Source organism: Pseudomonas fragi (genome assembly GCF_025426255.1).
In the GTDB taxonomy this organism is placed as follows: domain Bacteria; phylum Pseudomonadota; class Gammaproteobacteria; order Pseudomonadales; family Pseudomonadaceae; genus Aquipseudomonas; species Aquipseudomonas kulmbachensis.
Genome location: NZ_CP104862.1, coordinates 1 through 21,121, shown reverse-complemented (window position 1 = coordinate 21,121; position 21,121 = coordinate 1). Strand labels below are relative to the sequence as shown.

Here is a 21,121-nt window from a genome sequence, read left to right as displayed (position 1 = left end):
TAGGCAGGCGAGCATCAGTCCGCGCGGGTGGCAATAAATCCCCGACGACCTTTTAACCAGCGCAACGCCTCGGTGGCATCGACTACGGTCTGGGTCTGTTCCTTACGGGTCTGCAGCCGATCTGCCGCTGCGGGCTGGGCAGCATTGCGCACCGCTCGTTCCGACATTTGCCCTAACAGGGCGATCTCCTTGAGCGTGAGATAGCCCGGGACTGGCTGACTAAAAAATTGCGGTACCGAAACCGACTCTTCGTCAAACCCGTCGACGGTAGAGAAATCCAGCAGAGCCCGTATCTGCGCATGGAACAGAAGCTGCTCAAGCTTTGCCGGTACGCCAATCGGGCGTCCTCTGACGGTGAGCGAAAATTCTTCAATTCCAGGCCGGGCAGACTGCACCAGGATAGCCAGGCAGACCCAGTCATCATTCATCTGCTCTTGCTCTTGGGCATCTTTAGCAAGCCTGAAACGTCCATTGATTGCGTAGTTGTAGCAATCGTTGGCAATGGAACGAATTCGACTTTCGCCCTGAAAAATTCGATCCAGTTGGTCGACCTGGTCTTCATTAAAATCGCTGTGGAACGCTGTCAGTGAAGCGGCCAGCCAGCCCAGATAGGCGTCGTGCGCTTCCTCCAGGATCTCGTCCAGGCCGAGTTTTTTCTCGGGAGAGATAAAGTTTTTCTCAAATCGGTCACGCCAGGAGGTGCTCATCGTTGCTGCGCTCGGTCAGTCGGTATGGGCACAGACTATCGGGCAAATATTACATCGTCAATGATTAATTTATGATATTTGAGATGATTAATGGTTTTGCCCCGTGACAGCGGCTGCGCCTGGCGGACGCAGCGCCTTTTAGGGTCGTCTATGTGTGATAATGTCCTTTATCACATATAGGAAGGCATCCCAGCATGAAGCTCGACAAAGACTTGGTGCGCGAGATCCTATTGGCCGTTGAGGCGAGCAAAAATGATCCTAAAGAAGGGATCGACCTCGTACTGAAAGATCGCTCGCCCCGAGAGATTTCATACCATGTGTTGTTGCTGACGGAGGCGGGGTTCGTCCTGTCCCGAGATGCTGCCTACCTAGCAGATGCAGTCTCTATTTGGCAGCCCACGCGGCTCACTTATAAAGGTCATGAGTTCCTCGATACCGTCCGTAACGGCGAGGTTTGGCGACGTACCAAAGCAGGCGCTGAAAAAGCGGGTGTCGCTGGCCTCGGGGTTTTACTAGAACTAGGGAAGGCCTACGGCAAGGAAGTGCTCAAAGAGCGCTTGGGGATCGAGCTGTCATGAGTGGACTCATGCTGACGGGCTCGGTCACGGCGCAAGTCCCGGTGCTGGTCAGTCATGCCGGTGAACGGGCCAGTGTTCGATTCCTGGAGTTTTTTACCGCCAGTATCCGCAATGCCAACACCCGGCGCGCCTATGCGCGGGCGGTTAATGAATTCCTGACCTGGTGCCAGGCCGTGGGCGTTCCCGACTTGGGCGCCGTGGCTCCACTGCACGTGGCCAGCTGGATCGAGCTGCAGACGCAAACGCTGGCGGCCCCGTCAGTAAAACAACGGCTTGCGGCGATCCGGCATTTGTTCGATTGGCTGGTGGTGGGGCAGGTGGTGCCGCATAACCCAGCGGCTTCGGTGCGCGGGCCGAGCCATAGCGCGCGCAGCGGCAAAACGCCGGTGCTTGATCCGTCCGAGGCGCGGCAGCTGCTGGACAGCCTCGATATCAGTACGCCGGCTGGCTTGCGCGACCGCGCGTTGATCGGACTGATGGTGTTTTCCTTTGCCCGGGTCGGTGCCGCGTTGAGCATGAAGGTCGAAGACGTCTATACGCAGCATCGCCGGCTGTGGGTGCGCCTGCGCGAGAAGGGCGGAAAACAGCACACCATGCCTTGCCATCATTTGCTCGAGGAATACCTGCACGCCTACCTGGTGCAGACCGGGATCGACAGCGATCCAAAAGGGCCGCTGTTTCGCACGATTGGACGCGGTACCGGGCAGCTGAGCCCAACCGTCCTGCCACAAGCGAATGCACACGCCATGGTGCGGCGACGGGCTTTGGCGGCTGGGCTCAAAACGTTGATCGGCAACCATACGTTCCGGGCCACCGGGATCACCGCCTACCTGAAGAACGGCGGCACCCTGGAAAATGCAGCGGCGATGGCCAATCATTCATCCACCCGTACCACGCAGCTCTATGATCGGCGCAGCGACGGCGTCAGCCTGGATGAGGTGGAACGGATTCAGCTATAGCCATACTGAAACGCCCCTGCCATTTGGATAACGAACCCTATGTTCAATGACCGGGGACAGAGAGCGCGCTGCTGTGCGCAATCTGGCCACCTAGTGGTGGCCATTCCCCCCACTTCTGGCGTACCAGCACGTACACTCCTGGCTTGAGAGTGAACGGGCTCATCAGAAAGGGAATTCGGCATGCTGTTTTTCAAACCCAAGCGACAACGAGAGTTGGAACGAGACCTCAAGGGATTCATGCCTGGCCTGGCTACCCTCGACGCCGCCACCAAGCTGATGGCGTCTCAAAAGCTGCGCGACTATCGCCAGGCTCTGGAAAACGATGGGGGGCTGCCGGGGTTTATGGCTTTATCGGTCGATGAAAAAACCGATTACATGATGCCCATCATTGCGAAGATGAACGACGCCAGAGAGCGAGACGATGAGGTCGATTTCATCGCGGCCTACCTGACCGTCATGCTGCTGGAGAGCATCAGCTGTGGGTATCACTCGACGATGAACAAGGTCATAGGTGGGATGGAGAAGATCGCCAAGTTCCCCTGGACTAACTCATGAAAAAAGCCCTGCAGCAAGACACCCCTAGAAGAGCTTGTATGAATGCGCGATGACCGCACCGCTCACTTGCTGCACCTGGTCGACGTGGTGCAAGAACAACACGGGCCGTACCCGCACGGTCGGGCCGCATTACTCGCCTGGCTGACCGCGCAACTGGACACCCAGCCGGGGCCGGTTTGCCGATGGCATAGGGCTGCGGACGTTTTTGGTCGAGCTGTGACGGGTAACGCACATAAACGACGGACACAAAAAAGCCGCCTTAGTAGGGCGGCTTTTTCTTGCAAGTCCGGTTAGTGGCCGGCCTTGCGATCCCACAGGGAACGCTTGGTGTGGAAAGAAGCTTACAAGGTGGTACCACCATTAGGCAATTAATAACGTACTACGTCGATTGACGGTAGGGTCGCCGTTATCAAGCGTTCCACGCGTGGAACAGATGGCACGGAAAAAAATATTTACGCCGCAAATGGCCGCCCATAAGGCCTTTGGCGGGTTTTAAACTTTTCTGACCTATTTCGCTGCATTACCTTCCAAATCATTCGGTTAATATCAGGCCTGTTCCGCGTTCGTCATCCTGCTAGTAGTGGCCGGGCAAGCGCGCGAATTTTGGACCCCCGACACGGGCCTAGTAATCCGTGCCGGATTCACTCGGGAGGCCCTAAGCCCAGCCGCCTCACAGGGAACGCTTGGTGTGTTTCCGAAGGTGCGTGTGTTCCGGTAAGCGCGCTGGAGGTACGGCCCAACCACGGGAGGGCCGTGTATGTCTAAGTTAAGACGTGCGTGGGACTTCGTGGTGGTTTGTTTGCGTGCACACCACGTTTACGAACTGCTGCGAGACTACTTTGAAGGTCTGTAAGGACTGATAGGTGGGACCGCTTCAACTTCGGTTGCGGCGGTTTTTTTTGCCCAAAAAAAAGCCCGGGCAGGTACAGGGATTTCCCCTGGTGCAACAGAACGCGGTGCGTGACTGGCGCTGTGAGATAACGATTGGGAAATCGCTGGCACAAAAAAACCGCCGTTGGAGGGTCCTCCTAGACCCGCTCGCAGCCGATGCGTTGATTGCTCAGGCAGAGGACAACGAACTATGAGCCCCCTTTCGCTTGATAACTGAAGCTCACAACACCTTCAGAAAGCACTCTATAGATGGTAGTCAGTTGGGGAAAACCCTATGGACAACCCGACTTATCCACGTGTAATCGGTAACGATACCGCAAAGCCCCATCTCCCAAGGGCTACAAGCAATTCAGCCGAAATTATCCACGTGTAATCGGTAACGGTTTTACGTGTAATCGGTAATGGATTTAGCACGTGTAATCGGTAACAAGCCGCGCAGCACGTGGCCTGTAGCGGTTCCCTCTTTAGCCCCATGTATTGTTTTCATGTATCCCTTCAAATAGATCTTTACAAGTATTGGTCAGCCGCCGCTGTGGACAGTGCGCTACGCGCAACGGCAGCAGCCCGTGGACAACACGCAAGCGGTTGACCACCGGCCGCAGCCTCTGACCACATGGCAGCTTCCCGAACTTGGCAGCGTGGACAATGCGCTGCGCGCACCGGCCTACGGCCTTTGACCACCCGGCCAGTTCACCAGGAAAGGAAAAGCTTTTTTCTTTGAGGATTTGAAAAGCGAAAGGCGAAAGGCAGAACGCCAAATCGCAGGCATAAAAAAGGTCGAGAGCCCGGCAAGGCTTTCGACCTGTTGCTTCCATCACCCTTGCAGGAGATTAGGAAAGTAGCGAGTCCATGATACAGCCCTCAAAGTATCTGTCGCAAGGCGCAATTATTGTGTTTACAAGTGTTGACGTTATTGTGTTTAAATGAGAAACTTACTTTGTCGTTAAAGGAGGTTTCAATGAAACGATCAGCCATGCTGTTAACTGCGTTCCTATGCGTAGGACACGCAAACGCGCAGACCACGTTCAGTGGCGATGTTGTCCGCATCCTGGACGGTGACACAGTTGAAGTTCTGGAAGCCGGCAAACGTACCCACCGGGTGCGATTGGCGAACATTGATGCCCCCGAACGCCGGCAGGCCTTTGGCGAGGTATCCCACCAAGCACTGGCGACAATGGCCTTCCGGCAGCAAGTCGAAGTGCTGGACCAAGGCGGTGATCAATACGGCCGGCGCATCGGTGTTTTGACCGTAAACGGCCGCAACCTCAACGCCGCCATGGTCGCCCAGGGCATGGCATGGGTTTACACCAGGTACAACACCGACCGGACATTGCCTGCGCTGGAACAACAAGCCCGCGCCAATCAGATCGGCCTATGGGCAGACAAGAACCCTACCCCACCGTGGGACTTTCGCCGTGCGCGGTAAATGGTTCGGCGCTGTCGCGCTTTGCCTCCTTGGCACCGCCATTATCATGACGGCAGTTGTCGCCCGAAAAGCTGACCAAGCCAGTCGCCCCGCGAGCCTATGCACGTTGCAATTCGACAGCGTGACGCTGGAGAACGTGCCCCAGGTTACGACCAGAGTTCAGATGGAGCGCGGCCTGTCCGGACTCCAGGAAATAGGCACCGGGATGTTGTTCACCTGGTCAGATGATGAACGCCGGGTTTTTTGGATGAGGGGCACCCCTACCCCGCTTTCAGTCGCGTTTATCGACGCGGCCGGTACCGTGTTACAGATCGAGGACATGGAGCCAGAAACGGAAGTCTTGCACTGGTCAACACTGCCAGCACGTGAAGGGTTGGAAATGGAAAACGGCGACTTCCAGAGGCTGGGAATTGCCCCCGGTAGTCGGCTGACCCGTCGCGAGTGCAAGCCTGTAGCTGAATATCAAAAACGAGGGATGTAATGATGGCTAAAGAAACTTACACACTGGTGAAAGCCGCCGATAAAAGCCGTGAACAGTTTGGCGATGCAAAGTCTGCAGCTGAAGCTTTCAGCAAAGCGAACGCAGCGGAAAAGCCAACGGTTGTAAAAACCACCCCGGGTAAGGGCGCTGAATTTGTCGCTGGCACCTCTGAAATTAAGGGAGCCACCGGCAAGGACTTTTCCAAATACGTTGGACATACCGACAAAGCTTTTCGGGATGCCTGGAACATGGCGGAAGTGCACCGTGAGAAAGGGGCTCAAGCTTTGGAAGCCGCAGGGAGGGAAAACCAAGCTACCCAGGTCGACATGAACAAACTGGAAAAATCCGAAATCGGTAAGACCTATCGTGGCCCGATCATGGCGGTTACTGCTGAGTTTATTGTGCAACGGCATACCGACGAGAAAAGCGGTAATCAGGTTGATATCGCCCATGACAAAGTGAACGTATTTAACTACTCGGATAAGTCGGAAAGCATAGGCAAGGAGCATCAGATTGCCTATCCGCACAGCAAAAGCGGCTTTGCCCGTGAACTTCAGCCCTCCGAACTTCAAAAGGCTCCAGCACCACAGCACGAAGCCGGAAAGACCGCCTCAATCGAGCGCACGAGGTAAGCGTTACTCTTTCCATCGAGCCGGTTGGGAATGGGGGACTAGCGCAGGCGAAGCCGAGTCTGTCGCTCATTCACAAGTGGCCGCTGCCGCAGGCGACTTTTGTTCGATCCAACGCGGTGTGTCAGTAGATCATTAGAAGGCACGATTTGCCGACCCTTTAAAACCGGGCCTCTCAGCGATGGGGTTCGTTCATCCAGGATGAACAGGGGTTCGTTCATTCAGAAAGAACGGGGTGTGTTCATCCAGGATGAACGAACCCCTGTTCATCCTTGTGAGATATCTAACAGAAATGAGCGCACCCACGTTCTTCTAGATGAACGAACCCCTGTTCAGTCTTGTGTGATAGGTCGAAATTGTTGTTAAATATCTAACAAGCGCACTGATATATGAAACATAGAGGTTATGTATGGCCGACCAAACGCCGCAAAAGTACCACCAACCAGCCAACCGTGGAACATGGGTGCAGACAGAGCGTGCCGGCCATGAGGCATGGGCAATGCTCATCAACAAGCATCCGAAAGCCGCGCAACTCCTGCACATCCTCGTAGCGCACATGGACGAAAAGGCCGCATTGGTGGCAAGCCACAAGCTGCTTGCCCAGCTTTGCGACGTGTCGATTATGACCATCCGCCGCTCGCTGGTCGTACTGGTTGAACAGAACTTTATCCAGACCGTGCGCGTGGGCAGTGAGCGTGGGGGAGTGCTGGCTTACATCATCAACAGCCGCATTGCGTGGGCTGACTCTCGGGAAAACCTCAAGTACGCGGCTTTCAACGCTCGGGTACTGGTTACGTCTTCTGAACAAACCGAATCGCTGGAAGGGCCAGAACTCAAGCAAACTCCAATCCTCGCACCGGGCGATCTTCAGATGCCACACGGGCCGGGACTACCGCCACCGGCTCAGGACTCCCTTGATGGATTGATACCTGACCTTCCAGCAGCCCAAAAAAGCGAGCAGATGTAACCTATTCCAACATCCAGAGTCGCGCCGCACTGCACGGCCTCGACTGCCACCTTACGCGCCGTCCTGCAGAACGACGGTATCAGGTGGCCACGTCCAGCCCTCAACCTACCGCACTCCCCGGCTCATGCGTTCAACGGGCTTTCGCGGCATATCCTCGGTCGCAAGCTCCCTGCGGTATTCCACGACCCGTTGACCGCGCCGGGCAGTACGATAGGCCGGGCCTACCGCGCCCCCCCGAAACCGTCTGGCATCACCAGGAGAGAATCCATGCGCTCCAGGTGAAGGGCAGAAAAGCGGCCGTACCGGACGCGCTGAAAAGCGTTTATTGACCACTCCCCGCCCTCGCCATCCAGCATCACATTAGAGCCGCGTCAAGGCTGAGAGGGTTATTTACAAGTGTTTACAAGTGTTGACGTTTAGATGAAATTACGAGATAATACCTGCACGGTTTCAAGCTGGAGCCGATGCCCGATACGAGCGGCGGCAACCGCTCCGGGCCAACCTTGCAGGAGATCGAGCATGAGCAAGCCAGCCATCCCAAACAGCACCGCCGAGAAGGCGCACCAGAAAGCGTTGAAGCTGATCTACCGTCATACTCACCGCGATTTCAAAGGTCAGCGCGACGGCATTAAGGAAATTCTGACGCCTCGCGGCCTTGTCTCCCTTGACGACCTCACCGAATCAGAAGTGGCCGAGCGCTTGCCTTCGGCGTTGAAGAAGGAGGCCGCACGCTTGAAAACAACCGCAAAAGGAGTTGCGTTGTGACCGATAAAATCTCAATTCTCATCACCCGGCGCGAAGATGCGCCCGATCCAGGAATGCCCAGCCAGTTCTGGCCAGGTGCCGGCAGTGAAGGCGCAATGTTCCGCGTACTTGGCCCAGTCATGCCGACCGAGCTTGATCTAACCGCCGCGCTTTCTGCGTGGCGTGATTGGTCTTCACTGGTCAGCTACGACGCTGAATCGGGGGTTGGATACTTCCAGGTGATTGACGACGACGCACCGCCAGCCGGGGTGATAGTCAAGCTGGAGGCACAGGACACGACTCAAATCCGCCGCGTTACCATCATCATTGAGCGTTGCGAAATCGACCACTGAAGCCCGAAACGAGCGGCGGCAACCGCTCCGGGCCAGCCTTGCAGGAGATACAGCATGAACAATCAAGAACCGAATACCCATAAAACCCGCTGGACACTCGACAACCTGACGCGTGTCGGCGTGTTGCTTCTCATCCTTCTGTTCGCCGCAAACCAATTATTCGGCGAGTTGTTTAATCTATTTGTTTTGAATTTTTGTATTTATGTTTTGATCCCGTTTTGCGCCGCCATTTTTGGAACGGTCTTGTGTGGCGTATTGGCGTTCGGCGTCATATGGCTGCTGATTGGCAATCAAAAAATGACAGCATTTTTCGACTCACCGCGTGGATTCAAAGCGTTTATGGCGTTTAACACCACCGTTGGAACCGCCGTTGTGGTTTGGCTGTATTACTTCACTCCGTATGGCATGAGCAGCCTGTAAGCCCGTAACATCACGCTCTGACTCCCCAGCAAAACCCAAAGCAATGGACGGTTTGAATGTATTTATTGGCTTGCGCGGTAATCATGTGGTTCACCCTGGTGCAGTTACTGAGCCACATTATTGCTAGAGACAAAAGCATGTGGTTTGGCTGGCTTTACCTCATTGCAGGCCCTCTGGCAGTTGCGCCGTTGCTGACCTCGTTTTATGACGGGATTTTGTTAGAGAGCCGCAACGGGCTTTCAACGTCGTCAGGGCACGCCTCGGTTTGGTTGTCTTTGGCGGGTAGTTGTTTGCTGGCCGGACTCTTTTTTGCCCACGTCTGGAAGTCCGTTCGATCTGAAGGGCATTTGAGCTTTTGGCGAACGGGTGGCCTGGTTGTTTGTGGGCTGGCAATTCTGGAAACAGGCATTGCCTCCGCGAAACAAGCGACCTTCGCAAATGACCGTCTGGCAGTGGTGAATTTTGATTTTTTCCGTAACCAGGTTACGGACATTCAATGCGAGAGCGGTGTACTGCTGGCACGTCTTGAGGCTGGCGACGCTGGAGCCGCCATCACTTACCGCTGCCCTACTTCGTCGGTTTTGAATCGTCACACCAGCGCCCCGTTTGTGCCGTGGCCTGACTACAGAGAAGGCAGCAGCAAGGAGCTGGGAAAGGCCATGCAAGAAATGCTCGACCAGATGCCAAAAGAGGGATAGCGCTGCAACAACTTCTAGGAAATGTTTTACCCCTAACCGGAAAAACTTTTCCGCCCGTGATCCTGATAGCCCGCCGTTGAGTGGGCTTTATTTTGCCTGCTAACAGTATTTACAAGTGTTTACATTTTTAGGTGGATAATGGATAATTATCCCATCGGCGCCACACTGGAGCCGATGCCCGAAACGAGCGGCGGCAACCGCTCCGGGCCAACCTTGCAGGAGAAATTTCTATGGCTCGCAAAGTAAAACTCGGTCAGGCACTGGCTACTATCGGCGTCTTGGAGCTATGCCGGTATGGCCTCGACCTCGGCCCGTTGTTCGACCGTCACGCCTCGGGTGATTGGGGGGATGCAGACGAAGCCACCAGGAAGGCGAACGAAAAAGCCCTCGGAGAGGGGGGCCGTATCACGTCTGTATATCACCCGAACGGCCGGCGGGTGTGGATCGTCAGCGAGGCAGACCGTAGCCATACATTCGCCATGCTTCCGCACGAAAAAGAGTGATATAAGCCCCGCTGCCTGAAACAGCCCCGACAAGTTCGGGGCTTTTTAGAGAGAAAGCATCGTTTGCTGTACGGCGCGCGGAACGATCAGAAAGGAGTCACAGAGCGATTAACAGTGGCCGGACGGGTTCAGTTTTCGATTCCAATTTTTTCTAGAATCTCTGTTTGTAGCGTTAGGATGGCTTGTTCGTCAGCGTCCGAAAGGTGTCTCAGATATTCGGCTCTCTCATGAAATCTGCCAAGCACTTGTCGATAAAATGAGCGTTCTCCGCCGCTCGTTGCCTCCATTCGGCTACAAACTTCCAGAAATTCGTCTCTGAAATCATTGATTTGTTCGCTGAAGTCTCCCGCAAACCCAAAGACGATTTCAAATCCTGTCTCCTTCACGGCCCTTCCATTCTCGGCCAAGATATTGGCTGCGCTAGTGAGCGCGAGCAGTAGCGCAAAGCCTGACGATCGTAATTTTTTATCTGGTGTTTCTGGATAAACCTGGAGGTATGAGGCGTAGCTCATTGATCTTATATGACCTGAAACTTTTTGATCAGCCAATGAAATAGGTTGCCACGTGTGTGCAAAAAGATTTCTGATTTTGCGCAACTGCTCTAAATCACTGAACTGATTCTTTGTGATAAGACCGAGCGAGTAAGCCGCTTTGATACGTGATGAAAAATTCCCCAGAGGGGCGCCGAAGCCCTCCACAAGCTGAGCTGAAGCGGCAACTGGAAGCATGAACGCTTTCAGCAAGTTACCAAGGGCGTTTTCTGCGAAGGCGGCTAAGGATAAAACTAGACCCCTATCGTCCTGTTTTTCTAGCAATGGTCCCAACGCATTCAAATTTCCGAAGACTTCACATTCTTCTTCGTCTTCCATCAGGTCTGCATTGTCTACGTCGTTATTACCTTCCATTAAACGGGGCTCCTGGTAGCGCGGTATTCCATAAATTTACGGGTATTAAGTGTTTACAAGTGTTGACGTATTTCTTTGATATGTAGATAATACGCGAACAGGCCTGGAATCGCGGCGGCAACCGCCCCGGCCTCAATCCAAAACATTGCAGGAGATAAATCATGACCGTTTGCATGAAGCTGTTCCAGACCGGAACCCGTATTGCTTGCTCTCTCCCCTATGCGGGTGATGGCATTGTTTTCGATATTCACGGCATACAACTGCCTGAAAGCGTACAAACGCTACAGCGTGGCGTCGGTGTGCGTGGCGGCAATGCTCGCCTTGATGTTGTGTTCTTGAACGGCACCATCAGCCGCAATCTGTCCGAAGCCTTGGTGCGCGGATCGTTGCAATGGCGTGTCCTTGATAAAGTGGCCAGCGAGGCCGAAGTAAAACATGCACTCGAGAATGCGCAGACAGAACAAGCCAACCGCGATGCGACCGCCCGTGCTGAAGCTGAGCAATTCGCGACCGAGGTTCAGCGCCTGAAGACTTCGCCGGAATTCGCGCACCTGGTGCAAGGTGAAGACCGTTACAGCGGCGTCCTGGCAGCGAAGAACATTCGCCAGGTACTGAAACGGACTTTCCCTGCCATGAAATTCTCGGTGCGCAAAACTAGCTATGGCAGCTTGGCTATCGAGTGGACTGATGGCCCCACAGAGAAGGAAATTGAAGAAGCGGCCGGCAATTTCAAAGGCGGCTATTTCTGCGGGCACGAGGATATTTACAAGTACGAGAGAACACCGTGGAATGAGGTTTTCGGCGCGGCCGAATACATCAGCTTGCGCCGTAACCATTCCGCTAGCCTGACCGAACGCGTTATCTCCGACCTGTTCACCGATTGGAGCGCCACGCTTGAAGATATTGAGCGGCCGACTGTCGAGCAGTTTGAGCGCGGTTCTCTGTACACCGTGAACGTGCCGGGCATGTTCGACACGCTGCAACACATTATCCGGCAAACCCTCTACCGGACACGCGGCTAAGGCAGCATACGGGGCCAGCTAAGGCTGGCCCGGTGTGAGTGCTTAGGCGGCGTGGCCACAATCGAAACATACGCAATAGCCTGGGAACCACACCATGACCGCAACGAAGAACAACGAGGACAGGCTGATGAAGATGGCAGCCAAGATCAAAGAAACTTACGAGCCGGCCGAGATTGCCCAGCTTATGCGCCTGATCGGCGCAACGCCAAGCACCGGGGAAATGAGCCCCGAGGAATTCGAGCGGCTGATGAAGGAGCTAGAGGCAAAGAGCAACCGCCGCGGCTACACCGAAAAATCAATCGAAGCGGCTCGCCTGGTGTTGGTCATGGGCGCCAGTATCGCCGAGGCAGCAGCGGACACCGAACTATCCAGGCAGGCAGTCAATCAGTTGATGCAACGCATCCGCCGTCGCATGGAATCCCTGCCGCAAGGTTGGGTGCAGGTGACGGATTGGTTCCCGGTCGAAGTGGCAAAACAGCTTGCGAAAATCGCGGAGACGCTGAAGGCGGCACATGCCGCCGGTAAGCCACTGAACGAAAGTTTTACTATTTCACTAAAGGAATAAAGGAGTAATCCGATGAGTGTTGAGGCCGAAATTAAAGATCTGATGGTCTCGCCTGCTGCCAGTTTGTGGATCAAGCAGGCGCTGAAATCGGCGCTATCACGCGACTACATCGACGCGGCGAACGATGCCGATTTGTTGCTCGATCTGCTTGACCGTCGCGCCACTGAAAAGCTGGGCCTTGACGCTCAAATCATCCCCGCCGGAAAAGGGGCCAAAGTATGAACCATGACCCACAAAATGAAATTACTGCTGCCGATCTACTACCCGAGTTCGAGCGTGTGCAGGAGCTGGTGAACGGCGCCCGTTATGTCGTCGCGCAGCACGGGCCGGGCGGTAACTTAAACGTCTTCAGTCATCACCCGTTCTACCAAGAGAAAACCGATTCGTGGGTTTTCCCCAATGGTGCGCAGGCGCGCAGCACTGAGGACTATTGGCTGGCAGAGACTGAATTTGTCGATGCCATGGGGAGGGCTGAGAAACGCCGGCAAATCCGCGAGTACGGGGTTTTGAGGCATAGTGCGAAATTGCCCCACCTGCCCACCTGCCCACCTGCCCACCTGCCATCTATGGAAAAACACCATGACGAAGCCAAAGCGTCATCACTACCTACCAGAGTCCTATCAAAAGGGTTTCTGGGATGAACAAGCAAAGAAGATTTGTTTCATCGACCTTCAGACAGGAACGAGAGCGGCCACAGCTCCAAGGAATGTCGGGGTGGAAAAACATCTTTACAGGTTTGACACGCCGGTAGAAGGCGTATCGGATACAGCGATTGAGAACCCGTTGCTTTCCACACTCGATCATCGATACGTCACAGCATTACGAAAGATAGAGGGTGACTTCAATGATGATGATAGACAGTCGCTAGCCATCGCTTTGGCGTTCCTCCGATTCCGAACCCCCCTGATGTTCAGGGATGTCGAAATGCGGGCGATTGATTTTTTCCTTGCTGAGATCAAGAAAAACCCCGGCAAAGTGGCCCAGGCTGCCGCTATTGGCGTAAATCTGGATGACCCAGCGGCATTCATGGATTCTACGTCCGAAATTTTCCAAGTTCCCAAAGACCTTGTGCTTTCCGTATTTCTTAAAAGCTCGGTGGACTTCGCGTTCGCTTTGGTCGCCATGGGATGGCGGGTATACACGACGGATACCGGGAAATTCATCACATCGGATAAACCCTTTAGCGCTGTGGAGGGTCCAGGACTGTTTTCATCAAATGGAGTCCGTGGGAGTTACCTAATCCCGCTATCGTCACGCCTATGTTTGGAAATTGGAGCGTGCGAGCAACCACTTGAATTTGTCCCTCTTTCGTTGGATCAGGTCCGAGAAATTAATGGGATCGTCGCGTACTGCGCCGATAAAAAAATATTTGGTTCACATTTTGAGGAGCTTGATCTAGCGCTCGCGAGCTCCGAACTGGATACACCTACACCGAAGCAATGAAGATGTTTTACATTTCCCTGCGCTTCGCTCCGGGTCGGGCTTTCGTGCTGCGCATCGAGCCAGGCCAAACAGCCGGCCTGTCTCGCCCCTTCGGGCTTCAATCCCCGCCGGCAAGCCGGCTCTAATGCCTCTGGCCGTCGCGGCCTGCGCGCTCCGCTTGCCTGGCGCTCTGGGCGCCCTCCTATGCCGATTCGCTGCTTTCTACCTGCAAAGGCATCGCCTATCGGCTCAAAGGGCCCCTACGGGCCGCTACGCGTCCCTGCGCGCCTTCGGCTTGCCACCTTGCGCGTTGTCCTGGAGAGCGACGGTATCAGGTGGCCACGTCAGCCCTCAACCTATCGCACTCCCCGGCTCATGCATTCAATGGGCTTTCGCGGCATATCCTCGGTCGCAAGCTCCCTGCGGTATTCCACGACCCATTGACCGCGCCGGGCAGTGCGATAGGCCGGGCCTACCGCGACCCCCCGAAACCGTCTGGCATCACCAGGAGAGAATCCATGCGCTCCAGGTGAAGGGCGAAAAGCGGCCGTGCCGGCCGCGCTGAAAAGCGTTTATTGACCGCTCCCCGCCCTCGCCATCCAGCATCACGCCAGAGCTGCGGTGTCAACTCGACCGGGTTAATTACATGTGTTTACAAGTGTTGTCAAAAGTAGGATAATACACACATCGGCGCCACACTGGAGCCGACGCCTGAAACGAGCGGCGGCAACCGCTCCGGGCCAACCTTGCAGGAGTTCAAACGATGGAACTGGAAAACGTGTTCTATGTACCTGGTCAACGCTGGGTGATCGACTTCGCCATTGTGCGCGGCGATGGCGTCACCGTGAGCCAGCTACAGGGCCACACGCTGGAGGAAGTCCAAACCCGCAGCCCCGGCGCGATCCTGATGACCTATCAGGAAGCCGTCGAGCAGATCGAAACCGGTTGTAAGACCGAGCCGCGCCAGATCGACGCGGAAGACTTCGACTATGCACTAAACGTCCTGCCGCCTATGCAGTGGGTGCGCGGCGGCGATGCCGAATCGTTTTGGATGAGCGAGCGCACGAATGGCCGTGTCACCGGGATTTATGCCCGTCTCGGGGCCACCTATTGGAAGTTTGAGGACGTTTGCACCCTGCCCCACGCCGAGATTATCGCCAAGGTGCGCAAGGCTCAGGAAAGCCGACGTGAAGCCGCATTAGCCGCAGATAAGCTGTAGGGCACCCTACAGACAAACCAGACAGCGCCCTACATGGCCCGTTGACCAGAGAAGCCCGCCGAGTGCGGGTTTTTCTTTGAATAAAAATAGTGTTTACAAGTGTTGACGTTAAACATCGTAAAGTAGATAATAACCACATCGGCGCCACTCTGGAGCCGATGCCCGAAACGAGCGGCGGCAACCGCTCCGGGCTTACCTTGCAGGAGATACACCATGAAAAACCAAGCGACTAAAACCCCTCGTTCTAACTCCCTTGTGAATGTTGATTTTGCCGCGCTGGAGAGCGTGCCGGCCTACCTGCGCAAAGGCGTAACGGTCACTGATAACGGTCAGGTCATCACTGCCAACCGCCCAGCGATTGGCACCGTTACCAGCATCGGCCGCGCCGCTTAATCAACCCCAACAGGAGCCTGGCCCGCCGGGCTCCACCCTCACAAGGAACGAGCAAATGAACGACTACGAGCAGAAGCAAGCCGACCGCCGCGAACGCTTCCAGGATCGCGCCGAAAAAGCCGTAACCCAATCCGACGCCCTGTATTCCGCCGCCCGCAAGCGCGGCGAGGCTATTCCCTTCGGCCAGCCTATTCTGATCGGCCACCACAGCGAACGCCGCGATCGCAACTTTCGCGCCGGTATCAACCGCATGACCGAAAAGTCTTTCGAGTTGAGCGACAAGGCCAAGTATTACGAGCAGAAGGCCGCGAGCGTAGGCACTGGCGGCATTTCCAGCGACGACCCGGACGCGCTTGTAAAGCTGCGCGCCGAGCTGGCCGAGTGTGAAGCCGACCAAGAGCGGATGAAGGCCGCGAACAAGGCAATTCGCACCGGCAAGACGGCAGACAAGCAAGTCCCGGCCCTTGTGGCGTTGGGCTTCAGCGAAGCGACCGCGCAAAGCCTCATCAAAGGCGACTTTTGCGGCCGCATTGGCTTCCCGACCTACAAGCTCAGCAACAACAACGGCAACATGACCCGGATTAAAAAACGCATCCAGGAGCTGGAATCGCGCCGCAGCCGCGAGCCGGTCGAAGTCGAAACCGAGGGTTACACCTACCGCGAAGACACGGAAGAAAACCGGGTGATGTTCGTGTTCGACGGCAAGCCATCGCAGGAGGTGCGCGACCTGCTTAAGCGTAACGCTTTTAAGTGGTCACCCAGCCGAAACGCATGGGTGCGCCAGTTGACCGGCTCCGGCATTTACGCGGGCCAGACAGTGCGCGAAGGGCTGGCCAAGCTCAAGGCTGAATAAGGCCCACGGCCGGGGCTAGTGTCCCGGCCATCCTACCGGCAGGAGATCGAGCATGACCGAGCGAGTGAAGACCGAAGCAGAGCGCCGCCTACATGACAGCATCGAGGCGCTGGCCGCCGCCGCTGTACACAGTCAGCGCGGCGATGGCCAAGTTATCAGGGCATACCGCTTTGCGGATGGCTCATTGATCGAGGTTCGCCAGTTGTCCGGGCGTAGCGCCTTCAGTGTCTCGGGCTGGCATTTGGCAAACAGTAAATAATAGTGTTTACAAGTGTTGTCATTGCATGGGGTTTATGGGATAATGTGTTTATCGGCTCCACACTAGAGCCGATGCCCGATACGAGCGGCGGCAACCGCTCCGGGCCAACCTTGCAGGAGAAACACCATGTCGAATGTACCCGCCACTTTGTTCTACTTCCCGACCGCCGACGCGCTCAAAGGCTTCCACCGCTTCGAGGTGATCCAGACTCACCAAGTCCAAGGCGGCGGCGATTCCGTGCCCTTGTGGGCTGTGACCGGCTACGACCGCAGCAGCGGGCAAAACACCGTCCTTGCTGAATTCCACGCCGAAGGCAACGCCGACACGTTCCGCGATATGTGCGTGATCGTTTCGCGCAGCTAACCAGCGGCCGGGCGGCGATGCCGCCCGGTTCCCGCATCGAGGACGGCGCCACAGCGCCACAGCGCCGCAGGGATCGACTGATGGAATCCGAACTGACCGCCACCCAGCGCGAGGCGCTGCTACGTTTCAAGAGCAAGCAAGGCCGCTACTGGAAATCGTGCCTTGTGGCCTTGTGGGTCAATGGCCGGGATGATCGCGCCGAGGACGGCGCTTTGTTGCGCCAGGTGCGCAACACGCTAGGCGTTGACGGCTTGGCCAAGGTGAAAATCTAAGCCTCACAGCAACGGCCGGCTGACGCGCTTTTTACCTGGTGCGGCGCCGGCCTTTTCGCATTCCAGGGTGCGGAAATGCGTTGGCTGGCTGACGCGCTGTTCACCTGGTGCGGCGCCTTCGCTATCCGGTGATAAGCTGTAGGGCACCCTACAGACAAAACCAGACAGCGCCCTACATGTCTAAATTGACCATCGGCCGCATGGCAACACTTTATGGTTTGCACCGTTCCACGCTGCATGAAGCCGTGGCCAAGGGGCGCGTGACAGCTAGTCTCGACGGCAAAGGGCAGAAGGTTATAGACCTGTCTGAAATGATCCGGGTTTACGGGGAAGCGCCGGGACAAGCCCGACAGTCCCCTACACCGACGCCAGACACCCCCCCGACACCCCCACTCGACACGCTGCAACCGCTCTTGGAAGAAATGCGGTTATTGCGTGAAGAAGTTCGAGAGTTGCGACAGGCATTGCGCTTGCTCGAACACAAACCTGAGGCAATGCCCGAGGTAGTGCCCGCGCAACCGAAAGCAGCCTCGGTTTCAAAACATCAAGGCCCCGCTACATGGGCCAGTCTGTTCAGTGCGCTAGACGAATAAGCCCGGTAGACCGCAGATCGAGGCGAAGGCATGGATGAGAAGAACGACCGCCGCAAACAGAACAACCCTCACACGACCGTCAGGGGAGCCGGCGCCGACGCTGCGCGTCGGGGCGCTCCGGTGCATTCGTGCCCATACTCACATCCAGCCATGCGCAATTCTTGGCTGCGCGGCTTTTCAGCCGCGCAGCAAATGACGTTCGGCTTTGACCTGGAGAGCGCCGATGCATGACAGTCTGGTGTGGGTTTTGGGGGGCGTCGCGGTCTGCGCCTTCGGCGCATGGTGCTATCGCCAGCGACTGGCCGCGCTGCTACGCGAGCCGACGCCGGGCGTGCTGCGCGCCTGCCGCATCACCGGCAAGATTGCCGGCGTGGTATGTGGAGTAGGGTGCATTGTGCTGGTGTGGGCTGGCATGACCCAGCCGGAGATTTCTTGGCTATACGCTTGCCTCGGCGTGATCATTTTGGCGTTCAATGCGCTGCTGTTCATTCGTCCCCGCAGTCGTTAGGCCGATTGGCCGCATGGACACAGGACCATGCGTGACCGTCATTCTATCTTCGCCCTTTGTCCAGGTGCGCCCCCCGCAAAACAAGTGCATACCCGGCTTGCCCCAGGCTTGGCCGGTGCATTCGTCGCAGTAGTATTTGACCCGGTTGGACCGGTTCACAGGTTCGAGCGGCGGCAGCACCACGCCGGCCATCAGCTCAATTTCGTCATTCTCGCCTTCAACCGGTTCGCCTTCGACCGGCTCAGGCTCGCCCGGCTTTGTGACCGGTGCAGGCAGTCGCGGGGCAGGGGGCCGCTCGGGTGCGTATTTATCGACCCAGGACAACGTGAAGTCCCTTGTTAGCAAGGTCTTGCAGGCCCGATCAAAAGCCCCGTCCGTGATGATGTAGTGCGTCATTTGCTCGCCGGTCTTCATGCCACCGGGCTTGCCAGTGTTGGTCGGCATGAGCCCTACAGCTTCCATTTTCCGGCCCCATTCCTTGTTGTGATAGCCACGCCGGCCGGGGGTGCCGTGGTGGAACTGCCACTGATGAACCATTTCATGGACGAGGGTAGAGAGGCTTTCGCGGATCGAGCGCACCGCAAAATAGGCTGGATTCATGGCGATTTCGTCTACCAAGGTGCCGTTATTGCGCGAAAGGAAACGCTGTCGAGAGCAGTAGCCATAGGTGCGTTTTTCGCGCTGAAGCGTGAGCATTGGGACTTTTAGCAGGCCATCAAAAAGCACCGCGTTGAAGTGATCGAATGCGGTTTCCAGCTCGCTATAGGCTTCGTGAGTTGGAGTTTGCATGGCCTGTCCTTTTTGGATTGCACAATCCAAATTCTAGGGCAGTTTTTTGGATTGCACAATCCAAAAACAAGGGGGCTTTTTCGCTAACGCGAAAATCGGGATTCCCTTCCGGGCTCGCTGCCGCTCGGTCCTGCGGACTGCCGCAAGCGGCCCCCTCCAGGCAACCCTAGCCGGGCGCCATCCTGGCGCAGAAAACGGAACCCGACACTTCCCTACACCGACGCCAGACACTTAGTGTTTTTTGGATTGTGCAATCCAAAAAACAGGCACAAAAAAGGGCGGCATTGCCGCCCAAGGGGAACCGCGCCGGTCAGCGCATGAAGAACGCCGCCGCTGCAATGCCGGCAATCAAACCGCCCAGGACGCCGCCGGCCATGCCGGCGAACATCGCCATAGTGGCCAAGCGGCGGGCGCCGCCTTCGACCACATCAGCGGATTTGCTGATTGAGGCGGCCGCTTCGCTGAGTGGCTTCGCCATCAGCTCGCGCTGGCTGGAGAGCAGGGCGCCGAACTGGTCGGCCGACGCCTTGATGTTCTTGGCCGCGTCCTCACCCGCAAGGAAAACCTGAGTTGCCGCCGCATCAGCAACAGCGGGCATCGCCGCTTGCAGCGCTTCGGCCCGATCCAGAAGGGCGCCAACGTCGCCCAGCAGTTCCGCCATCAGTGCTTCGCGGGTTGTTTGAGGCCCGGCCATAGTGTTCCCCTTTTACTTCTTCGTGATCGCGGCATAAACCGCGTCTAGGTTTTCGTTCGCCGACAGTGCAAGGCGGCGCATCGACACCATTGCAACACAGCGCATCTTTTCGTCGTCGTCCTTGGCTTCGCGCATCTTGGCTTTGTAGTCCGTGGTATCAGCGATCAGCTCAGGGATAGTGGTCTTGTGTACGCGCAGCTTGTGATATAGCTCGCTGTAATCAACCGCCGCACTTTGGCGCAGCGTGTATGCCTTGCTAACTTCGTGATACTGAATCAGTGGGAAAAACTCTTCTTCTACGGTTTCGCTGGATTGCAGTTTGTTGAACACGACCGTGATTTTCTTTGCCGGAACGCCCATAGCCTTCAGCGCCTGGACAGTTGCAATTGTGTCTTTGATTTGTTTGCTGTCCTTGACGGTCGGCACCACAAACAAATCGAATTCTTCGTGCGACCCACGATATTGCTGCATCAGTTTAACGAAGTCCTCGACGTTCGACGCGCCTACATCGACCACCGCCGAATCCATCATCATCAGTTCTTCCTGGAGCTGGCCGAATTGATCACCACGCACCATGTCATCCGAACCTTCATCGGCATTAATCGATTCTACCGAGATGAACTCAGCGCCGGGCATACGCGGCAACAGCAAGTGTTTCGCGATGGTGGACTTGCCTACGTTACCGGACAAACTGACTACGGCTACTTTCTTCATGGTTTTTTGCTCCTGCGAATTGATGGTCGCTGCATAAACTGATTGGTGAAGTCTTCGCGGCGTTGCTCGTTCGACAACAAATCACTGACCGATGGTTCAGAGTCTGGAGCCGGGGAGCTTACCGCCTCTGGTTTAACTTCCACCGCCTCAGAATTGCCGTTCTGTACTGCTGGCGGTTTTGGTTTATTGCTGGCCTTTCCTGGTGTTTCACTAACGAAATTCCTTTTCCGGTATCGGTGTAGGTAGTTGTAAAACGTGCCTGCCGAAATCTCGATACCTTGCGCCGTGATGAGCTGGTGAATCTCAGCTCGCGGCACACCTTCCTTGATCTTCCTGTCGATCTCCGGCGTAAGCGGTTCAAGCTGCCCGTATACGGTTTTGCCTGCTAACCCGGAAATCATGGTCTTGAGCTGATCGGTGTCTGCCATGGGTTTAGCCTCTTTGAGCTTGGGCCGACTCTACATGCTACTTTTCAGCAATGCAAGTGCTATCTATTGCTATTACTGCTATCTACCTGCTATCTACCTGCTATCTTGCTAACTTTTGTGCTTCCAGATTGCAATCGGGCAAGCCGATTGGTTGAAAAATGACCCTCTGATCGTTTTTCCCTAAAGAAAGGCGTTGTATGAGAGCTTTTTG

32 protein-coding genes are annotated in these 21,121 nt (G+C 56.0%); 26 read left to right on the top strand and 6 right to left on the bottom strand.

The genetic code is table 11. The features are described from left to right. Positions 1-14 precede the first annotated feature (14 nt). Positions 15-707 carry a hypothetical protein gene (locus N7D90_RS24420; RefSeq protein ID WP_261742591.1) on the bottom strand — a complete coding sequence of 231 codons (693 nt, stop codon included), beginning with the start codon at positions 705-707 and terminating at the stop codon, positions 15-17. A 194-nt stretch (positions 708-901) separates the two neighbouring features. On the opposite strand from N7D90_RS24420, the gene N7D90_RS24415 reads away from it, so the two are divergent. From N7D90_RS24415 to N7D90_RS24360, 12 genes are all read left to right on the top strand, one after another. Further along, positions 902-1,285, top strand: a complete 384-nt coding sequence (locus N7D90_RS24415; RefSeq protein ID WP_261742590.1) for a DUF2513 domain-containing protein — start codon at positions 902-904, stop codon at positions 1,283-1,285. Next, a complete protein-coding gene (locus N7D90_RS24410; protein ID WP_261742589.1) occupies positions 1,282-2,244 on the top strand; it encodes a tyrosine-type recombinase/integrase in 963 nt (320 codons plus the stop codon). The genes N7D90_RS24415 and N7D90_RS24410 overlap by 4 nt, the downstream gene beginning before the upstream one ends. Before the next feature lie 180 nt (positions 2,245-2,424). After that, positions 2,425-2,799: a hypothetical protein gene (locus N7D90_RS24405; RefSeq protein WP_261742588.1), complete on the top strand. Its 375-nt coding sequence runs from the start codon at positions 2,425-2,427 to the stop codon at positions 2,797-2,799. Between the two features lie 1,849 nt (positions 2,800-4,648). After that, positions 4,649-5,116: a thermonuclease family protein gene (locus N7D90_RS24400; protein WP_261742587.1), complete on the top strand. Its 468-nt coding sequence runs from the start codon at positions 4,649-4,651 to the stop codon at positions 5,114-5,116. Continuing rightward, the gene (locus N7D90_RS24395) at positions 5,106-5,597 is read left to right on the top strand and encodes a DUF192 domain-containing protein (protein ID WP_261742586.1); all 492 of its coding nucleotides are present in this window, start codon (positions 5,106-5,108) and stop codon (positions 5,595-5,597) included. Before N7D90_RS24400 ends, N7D90_RS24395 begins: the two co-directional genes overlap by 11 nt. Further along, positions 5,597-6,229, top strand: coding sequence for a hypothetical protein (locus N7D90_RS24390; protein WP_261742585.1), 633 nt, complete (start codon positions 5,597-5,599; stop codon positions 6,227-6,229). The genes N7D90_RS24395 and N7D90_RS24390 overlap by 1 nt, the downstream gene beginning before the upstream one ends. A 406-nt stretch (positions 6,230-6,635) precedes the next feature. Continuing rightward, entirely contained in the window at positions 6,636-7,193 is a 558-nt protein-coding gene (locus N7D90_RS24385; protein WP_261742584.1) for a DeoR family transcriptional regulator, read from the top strand. Between the two features lie 519 nt (positions 7,194-7,712). Then, the gene (locus N7D90_RS24380) at positions 7,713-7,958 is read left to right on the top strand and encodes a hypothetical protein (RefSeq protein WP_261742583.1); all 246 of its coding nucleotides are present in this window, start codon (positions 7,713-7,715) and stop codon (positions 7,956-7,958) included. After that, complete coding sequence (locus N7D90_RS24375) at positions 7,955-8,290, top strand: hypothetical protein (RefSeq protein WP_261742582.1); 336 nt, start codon at positions 7,955-7,957, stop codon at positions 8,288-8,290. The genes N7D90_RS24380 and N7D90_RS24375 overlap by 4 nt, the downstream gene beginning before the upstream one ends. A gap of 54 nt (positions 8,291-8,344) precedes the next feature. Continuing rightward, the gene (locus N7D90_RS24370) at positions 8,345-8,710 is read left to right on the top strand and encodes a hypothetical protein (protein ID WP_261742581.1); all 366 of its coding nucleotides are present in this window, start codon (positions 8,345-8,347) and stop codon (positions 8,708-8,710) included. Positions 8,711-8,766: 56 nt separating this feature from the next. Beyond that, on the top strand, positions 8,767-9,408 hold the full coding sequence (locus N7D90_RS24365; RefSeq protein WP_261742580.1) for a hypothetical protein: 642 nt from the start codon (positions 8,767-8,769) through the stop codon (positions 9,406-9,408). A gap of 230 nt (positions 9,409-9,638) precedes the next feature. Continuing rightward, positions 9,639-9,911: a hypothetical protein gene (locus N7D90_RS24360; RefSeq protein WP_261742579.1), complete on the top strand. Its 273-nt coding sequence runs from the start codon at positions 9,639-9,641 to the stop codon at positions 9,909-9,911. A 128-nt stretch (positions 9,912-10,039) separates the two neighbouring features. Here N7D90_RS24360 and N7D90_RS24355 read toward each other — a convergent pair whose 3' ends face one another. Continuing rightward, complete coding sequence (locus tag N7D90_RS24355; protein WP_261742578.1) at positions 10,040-10,816, bottom strand: MltR family transcriptional regulator; 777 nt, start codon at positions 10,814-10,816, stop codon at positions 10,040-10,042. Positions 10,817-10,989: 173 nt separating this feature from the next. Between N7D90_RS24355 and N7D90_RS24350 the strand changes: the two genes are divergently transcribed. From N7D90_RS24350 to N7D90_RS24285, 14 genes are all read left to right on the top strand, one after another. Continuing rightward, entirely contained in the window at positions 10,990-11,838 is an 849-nt protein-coding gene (locus tag N7D90_RS24350) for an LPD29 domain-containing protein (protein WP_261742577.1), read from the top strand. Positions 11,839-11,932: 94 nt separating this feature from the next. Further along, a complete protein-coding gene (locus N7D90_RS24345) occupies positions 11,933-12,403 on the top strand; it encodes a transcriptional regulator KorA (RefSeq protein WP_261742576.1) in 471 nt (156 codons plus the stop codon). Positions 12,404-12,415: 12 nt separating this feature from the next. After that, entirely contained in the window at positions 12,416-12,625 is a 210-nt protein-coding gene (locus N7D90_RS24340) for a hypothetical protein (RefSeq protein ID WP_261742575.1), read from the top strand. Beyond that, positions 12,622-13,044, top strand: a complete 423-nt coding sequence (locus tag N7D90_RS24335) for a hypothetical protein (protein ID WP_261742574.1) — start codon at positions 12,622-12,624, stop codon at positions 13,042-13,044. The genes N7D90_RS24340 and N7D90_RS24335 overlap by 4 nt, the downstream gene beginning before the upstream one ends. Further along, positions 12,983-13,846: a DUF4238 domain-containing protein gene (locus N7D90_RS24330; protein ID WP_261742573.1), complete on the top strand. Its 864-nt coding sequence runs from the start codon at positions 12,983-12,985 to the stop codon at positions 13,844-13,846. Before N7D90_RS24335 ends, N7D90_RS24330 begins: the two co-directional genes overlap by 62 nt. 742 nt (positions 13,847-14,588) lie before the next feature. Beyond that, positions 14,589-15,044 (top strand): hypothetical protein, encoded by a 456-nt coding sequence (locus N7D90_RS24325; protein WP_261742572.1) that lies wholly within the window; start codon positions 14,589-14,591, stop codon positions 15,042-15,044. A 213-nt stretch (positions 15,045-15,257) separates the two neighbouring features. Beyond that, on the top strand, positions 15,258-15,437 hold the full coding sequence (locus tag N7D90_RS24320; RefSeq protein WP_155002546.1) for a hypothetical protein: 180 nt from the start codon (positions 15,258-15,260) through the stop codon (positions 15,435-15,437). A 55-nt stretch (positions 15,438-15,492) separates the two neighbouring features. Beyond that, positions 15,493-16,290: a DUF3560 domain-containing protein gene (locus tag N7D90_RS24315; protein WP_261742571.1), complete on the top strand. Its 798-nt coding sequence runs from the start codon at positions 15,493-15,495 to the stop codon at positions 16,288-16,290. A gap of 52 nt (positions 16,291-16,342) precedes the next feature. Then, the gene (locus tag N7D90_RS24310; protein ID WP_261742570.1) at positions 16,343-16,549 is read left to right on the top strand and encodes a hypothetical protein; all 207 of its coding nucleotides are present in this window, start codon (positions 16,343-16,345) and stop codon (positions 16,547-16,549) included. 126 nt (positions 16,550-16,675) lie between these two features. Continuing rightward, positions 16,676-16,912 (top strand): hypothetical protein, encoded by a 237-nt coding sequence (locus N7D90_RS24305; protein WP_155002549.1) that lies wholly within the window; start codon positions 16,676-16,678, stop codon positions 16,910-16,912. Between the two features lie 80 nt (positions 16,913-16,992). Then, a complete protein-coding gene (locus N7D90_RS24300) occupies positions 16,993-17,184 on the top strand; it encodes a hypothetical protein (RefSeq protein WP_261742569.1) in 192 nt (63 codons plus the stop codon). A 176-nt stretch (positions 17,185-17,360) separates the two neighbouring features. Beyond that, positions 17,361-17,777 carry an entry exclusion protein 1 gene (locus tag N7D90_RS24295; RefSeq protein WP_261742568.1) on the top strand — a complete coding sequence of 139 codons (417 nt, stop codon included), beginning with the start codon at positions 17,361-17,363 and terminating at the stop codon, positions 17,775-17,777. Positions 17,778-17,807: 30 nt separating this feature from the next. Then, positions 17,808-18,008 carry a CrpP family ICE-associated protein gene (locus N7D90_RS24290; RefSeq protein ID WP_155002552.1) on the top strand — a complete coding sequence of 67 codons (201 nt, stop codon included), beginning with the start codon at positions 17,808-17,810 and terminating at the stop codon, positions 18,006-18,008. Beyond that, positions 17,983-18,285, top strand: a complete 303-nt coding sequence (locus N7D90_RS24285; RefSeq protein WP_261742603.1) for a hypothetical protein — start codon at positions 17,983-17,985, stop codon at positions 18,283-18,285. The genes N7D90_RS24290 and N7D90_RS24285 overlap by 26 nt, the downstream gene beginning before the upstream one ends. Here the strand turns inward: N7D90_RS24285 and N7D90_RS24280 are convergent. The 4 genes from N7D90_RS24280 to N7D90_RS24265 all read right to left on the bottom strand — a co-directional run bounded on the left by N7D90_RS24280 (position 18,214) and on the right by N7D90_RS24265 (position 20,910). Beyond that, the gene (locus N7D90_RS24280) at positions 18,214-19,074 is read right to left on the bottom strand and encodes a SprT-like domain-containing protein (RefSeq protein ID WP_261742567.1); all 861 of its coding nucleotides are present in this window, start codon (positions 19,072-19,074) and stop codon (positions 18,214-18,216) included. The genes N7D90_RS24285 and N7D90_RS24280 overlap by 72 nt on opposite strands. Positions 19,075-19,384: 310 nt before the next feature. Next, a complete protein-coding gene (locus N7D90_RS24275; RefSeq protein ID WP_261742566.1) occupies positions 19,385-19,768 on the bottom strand; it encodes a hypothetical protein in 384 nt (127 codons plus the stop codon). A 12-nt stretch (positions 19,769-19,780) separates the two neighbouring features. Beyond that, positions 19,781-20,482 (bottom strand): StbB family protein, encoded by a 702-nt coding sequence (stbB, locus tag N7D90_RS24270; RefSeq protein WP_261742565.1) that lies wholly within the window; start codon positions 20,480-20,482, stop codon positions 19,781-19,783. Continuing rightward, on the bottom strand, positions 20,479-20,910 hold the full coding sequence (locus tag N7D90_RS24265) for a hypothetical protein (RefSeq protein ID WP_261742564.1): 432 nt from the start codon (positions 20,908-20,910) through the stop codon (positions 20,479-20,481). Before N7D90_RS24265 ends, stbB begins: the two co-directional genes overlap by 4 nt. Between the last annotated feature and the right edge of the window lie 211 nt (positions 20,911-21,121).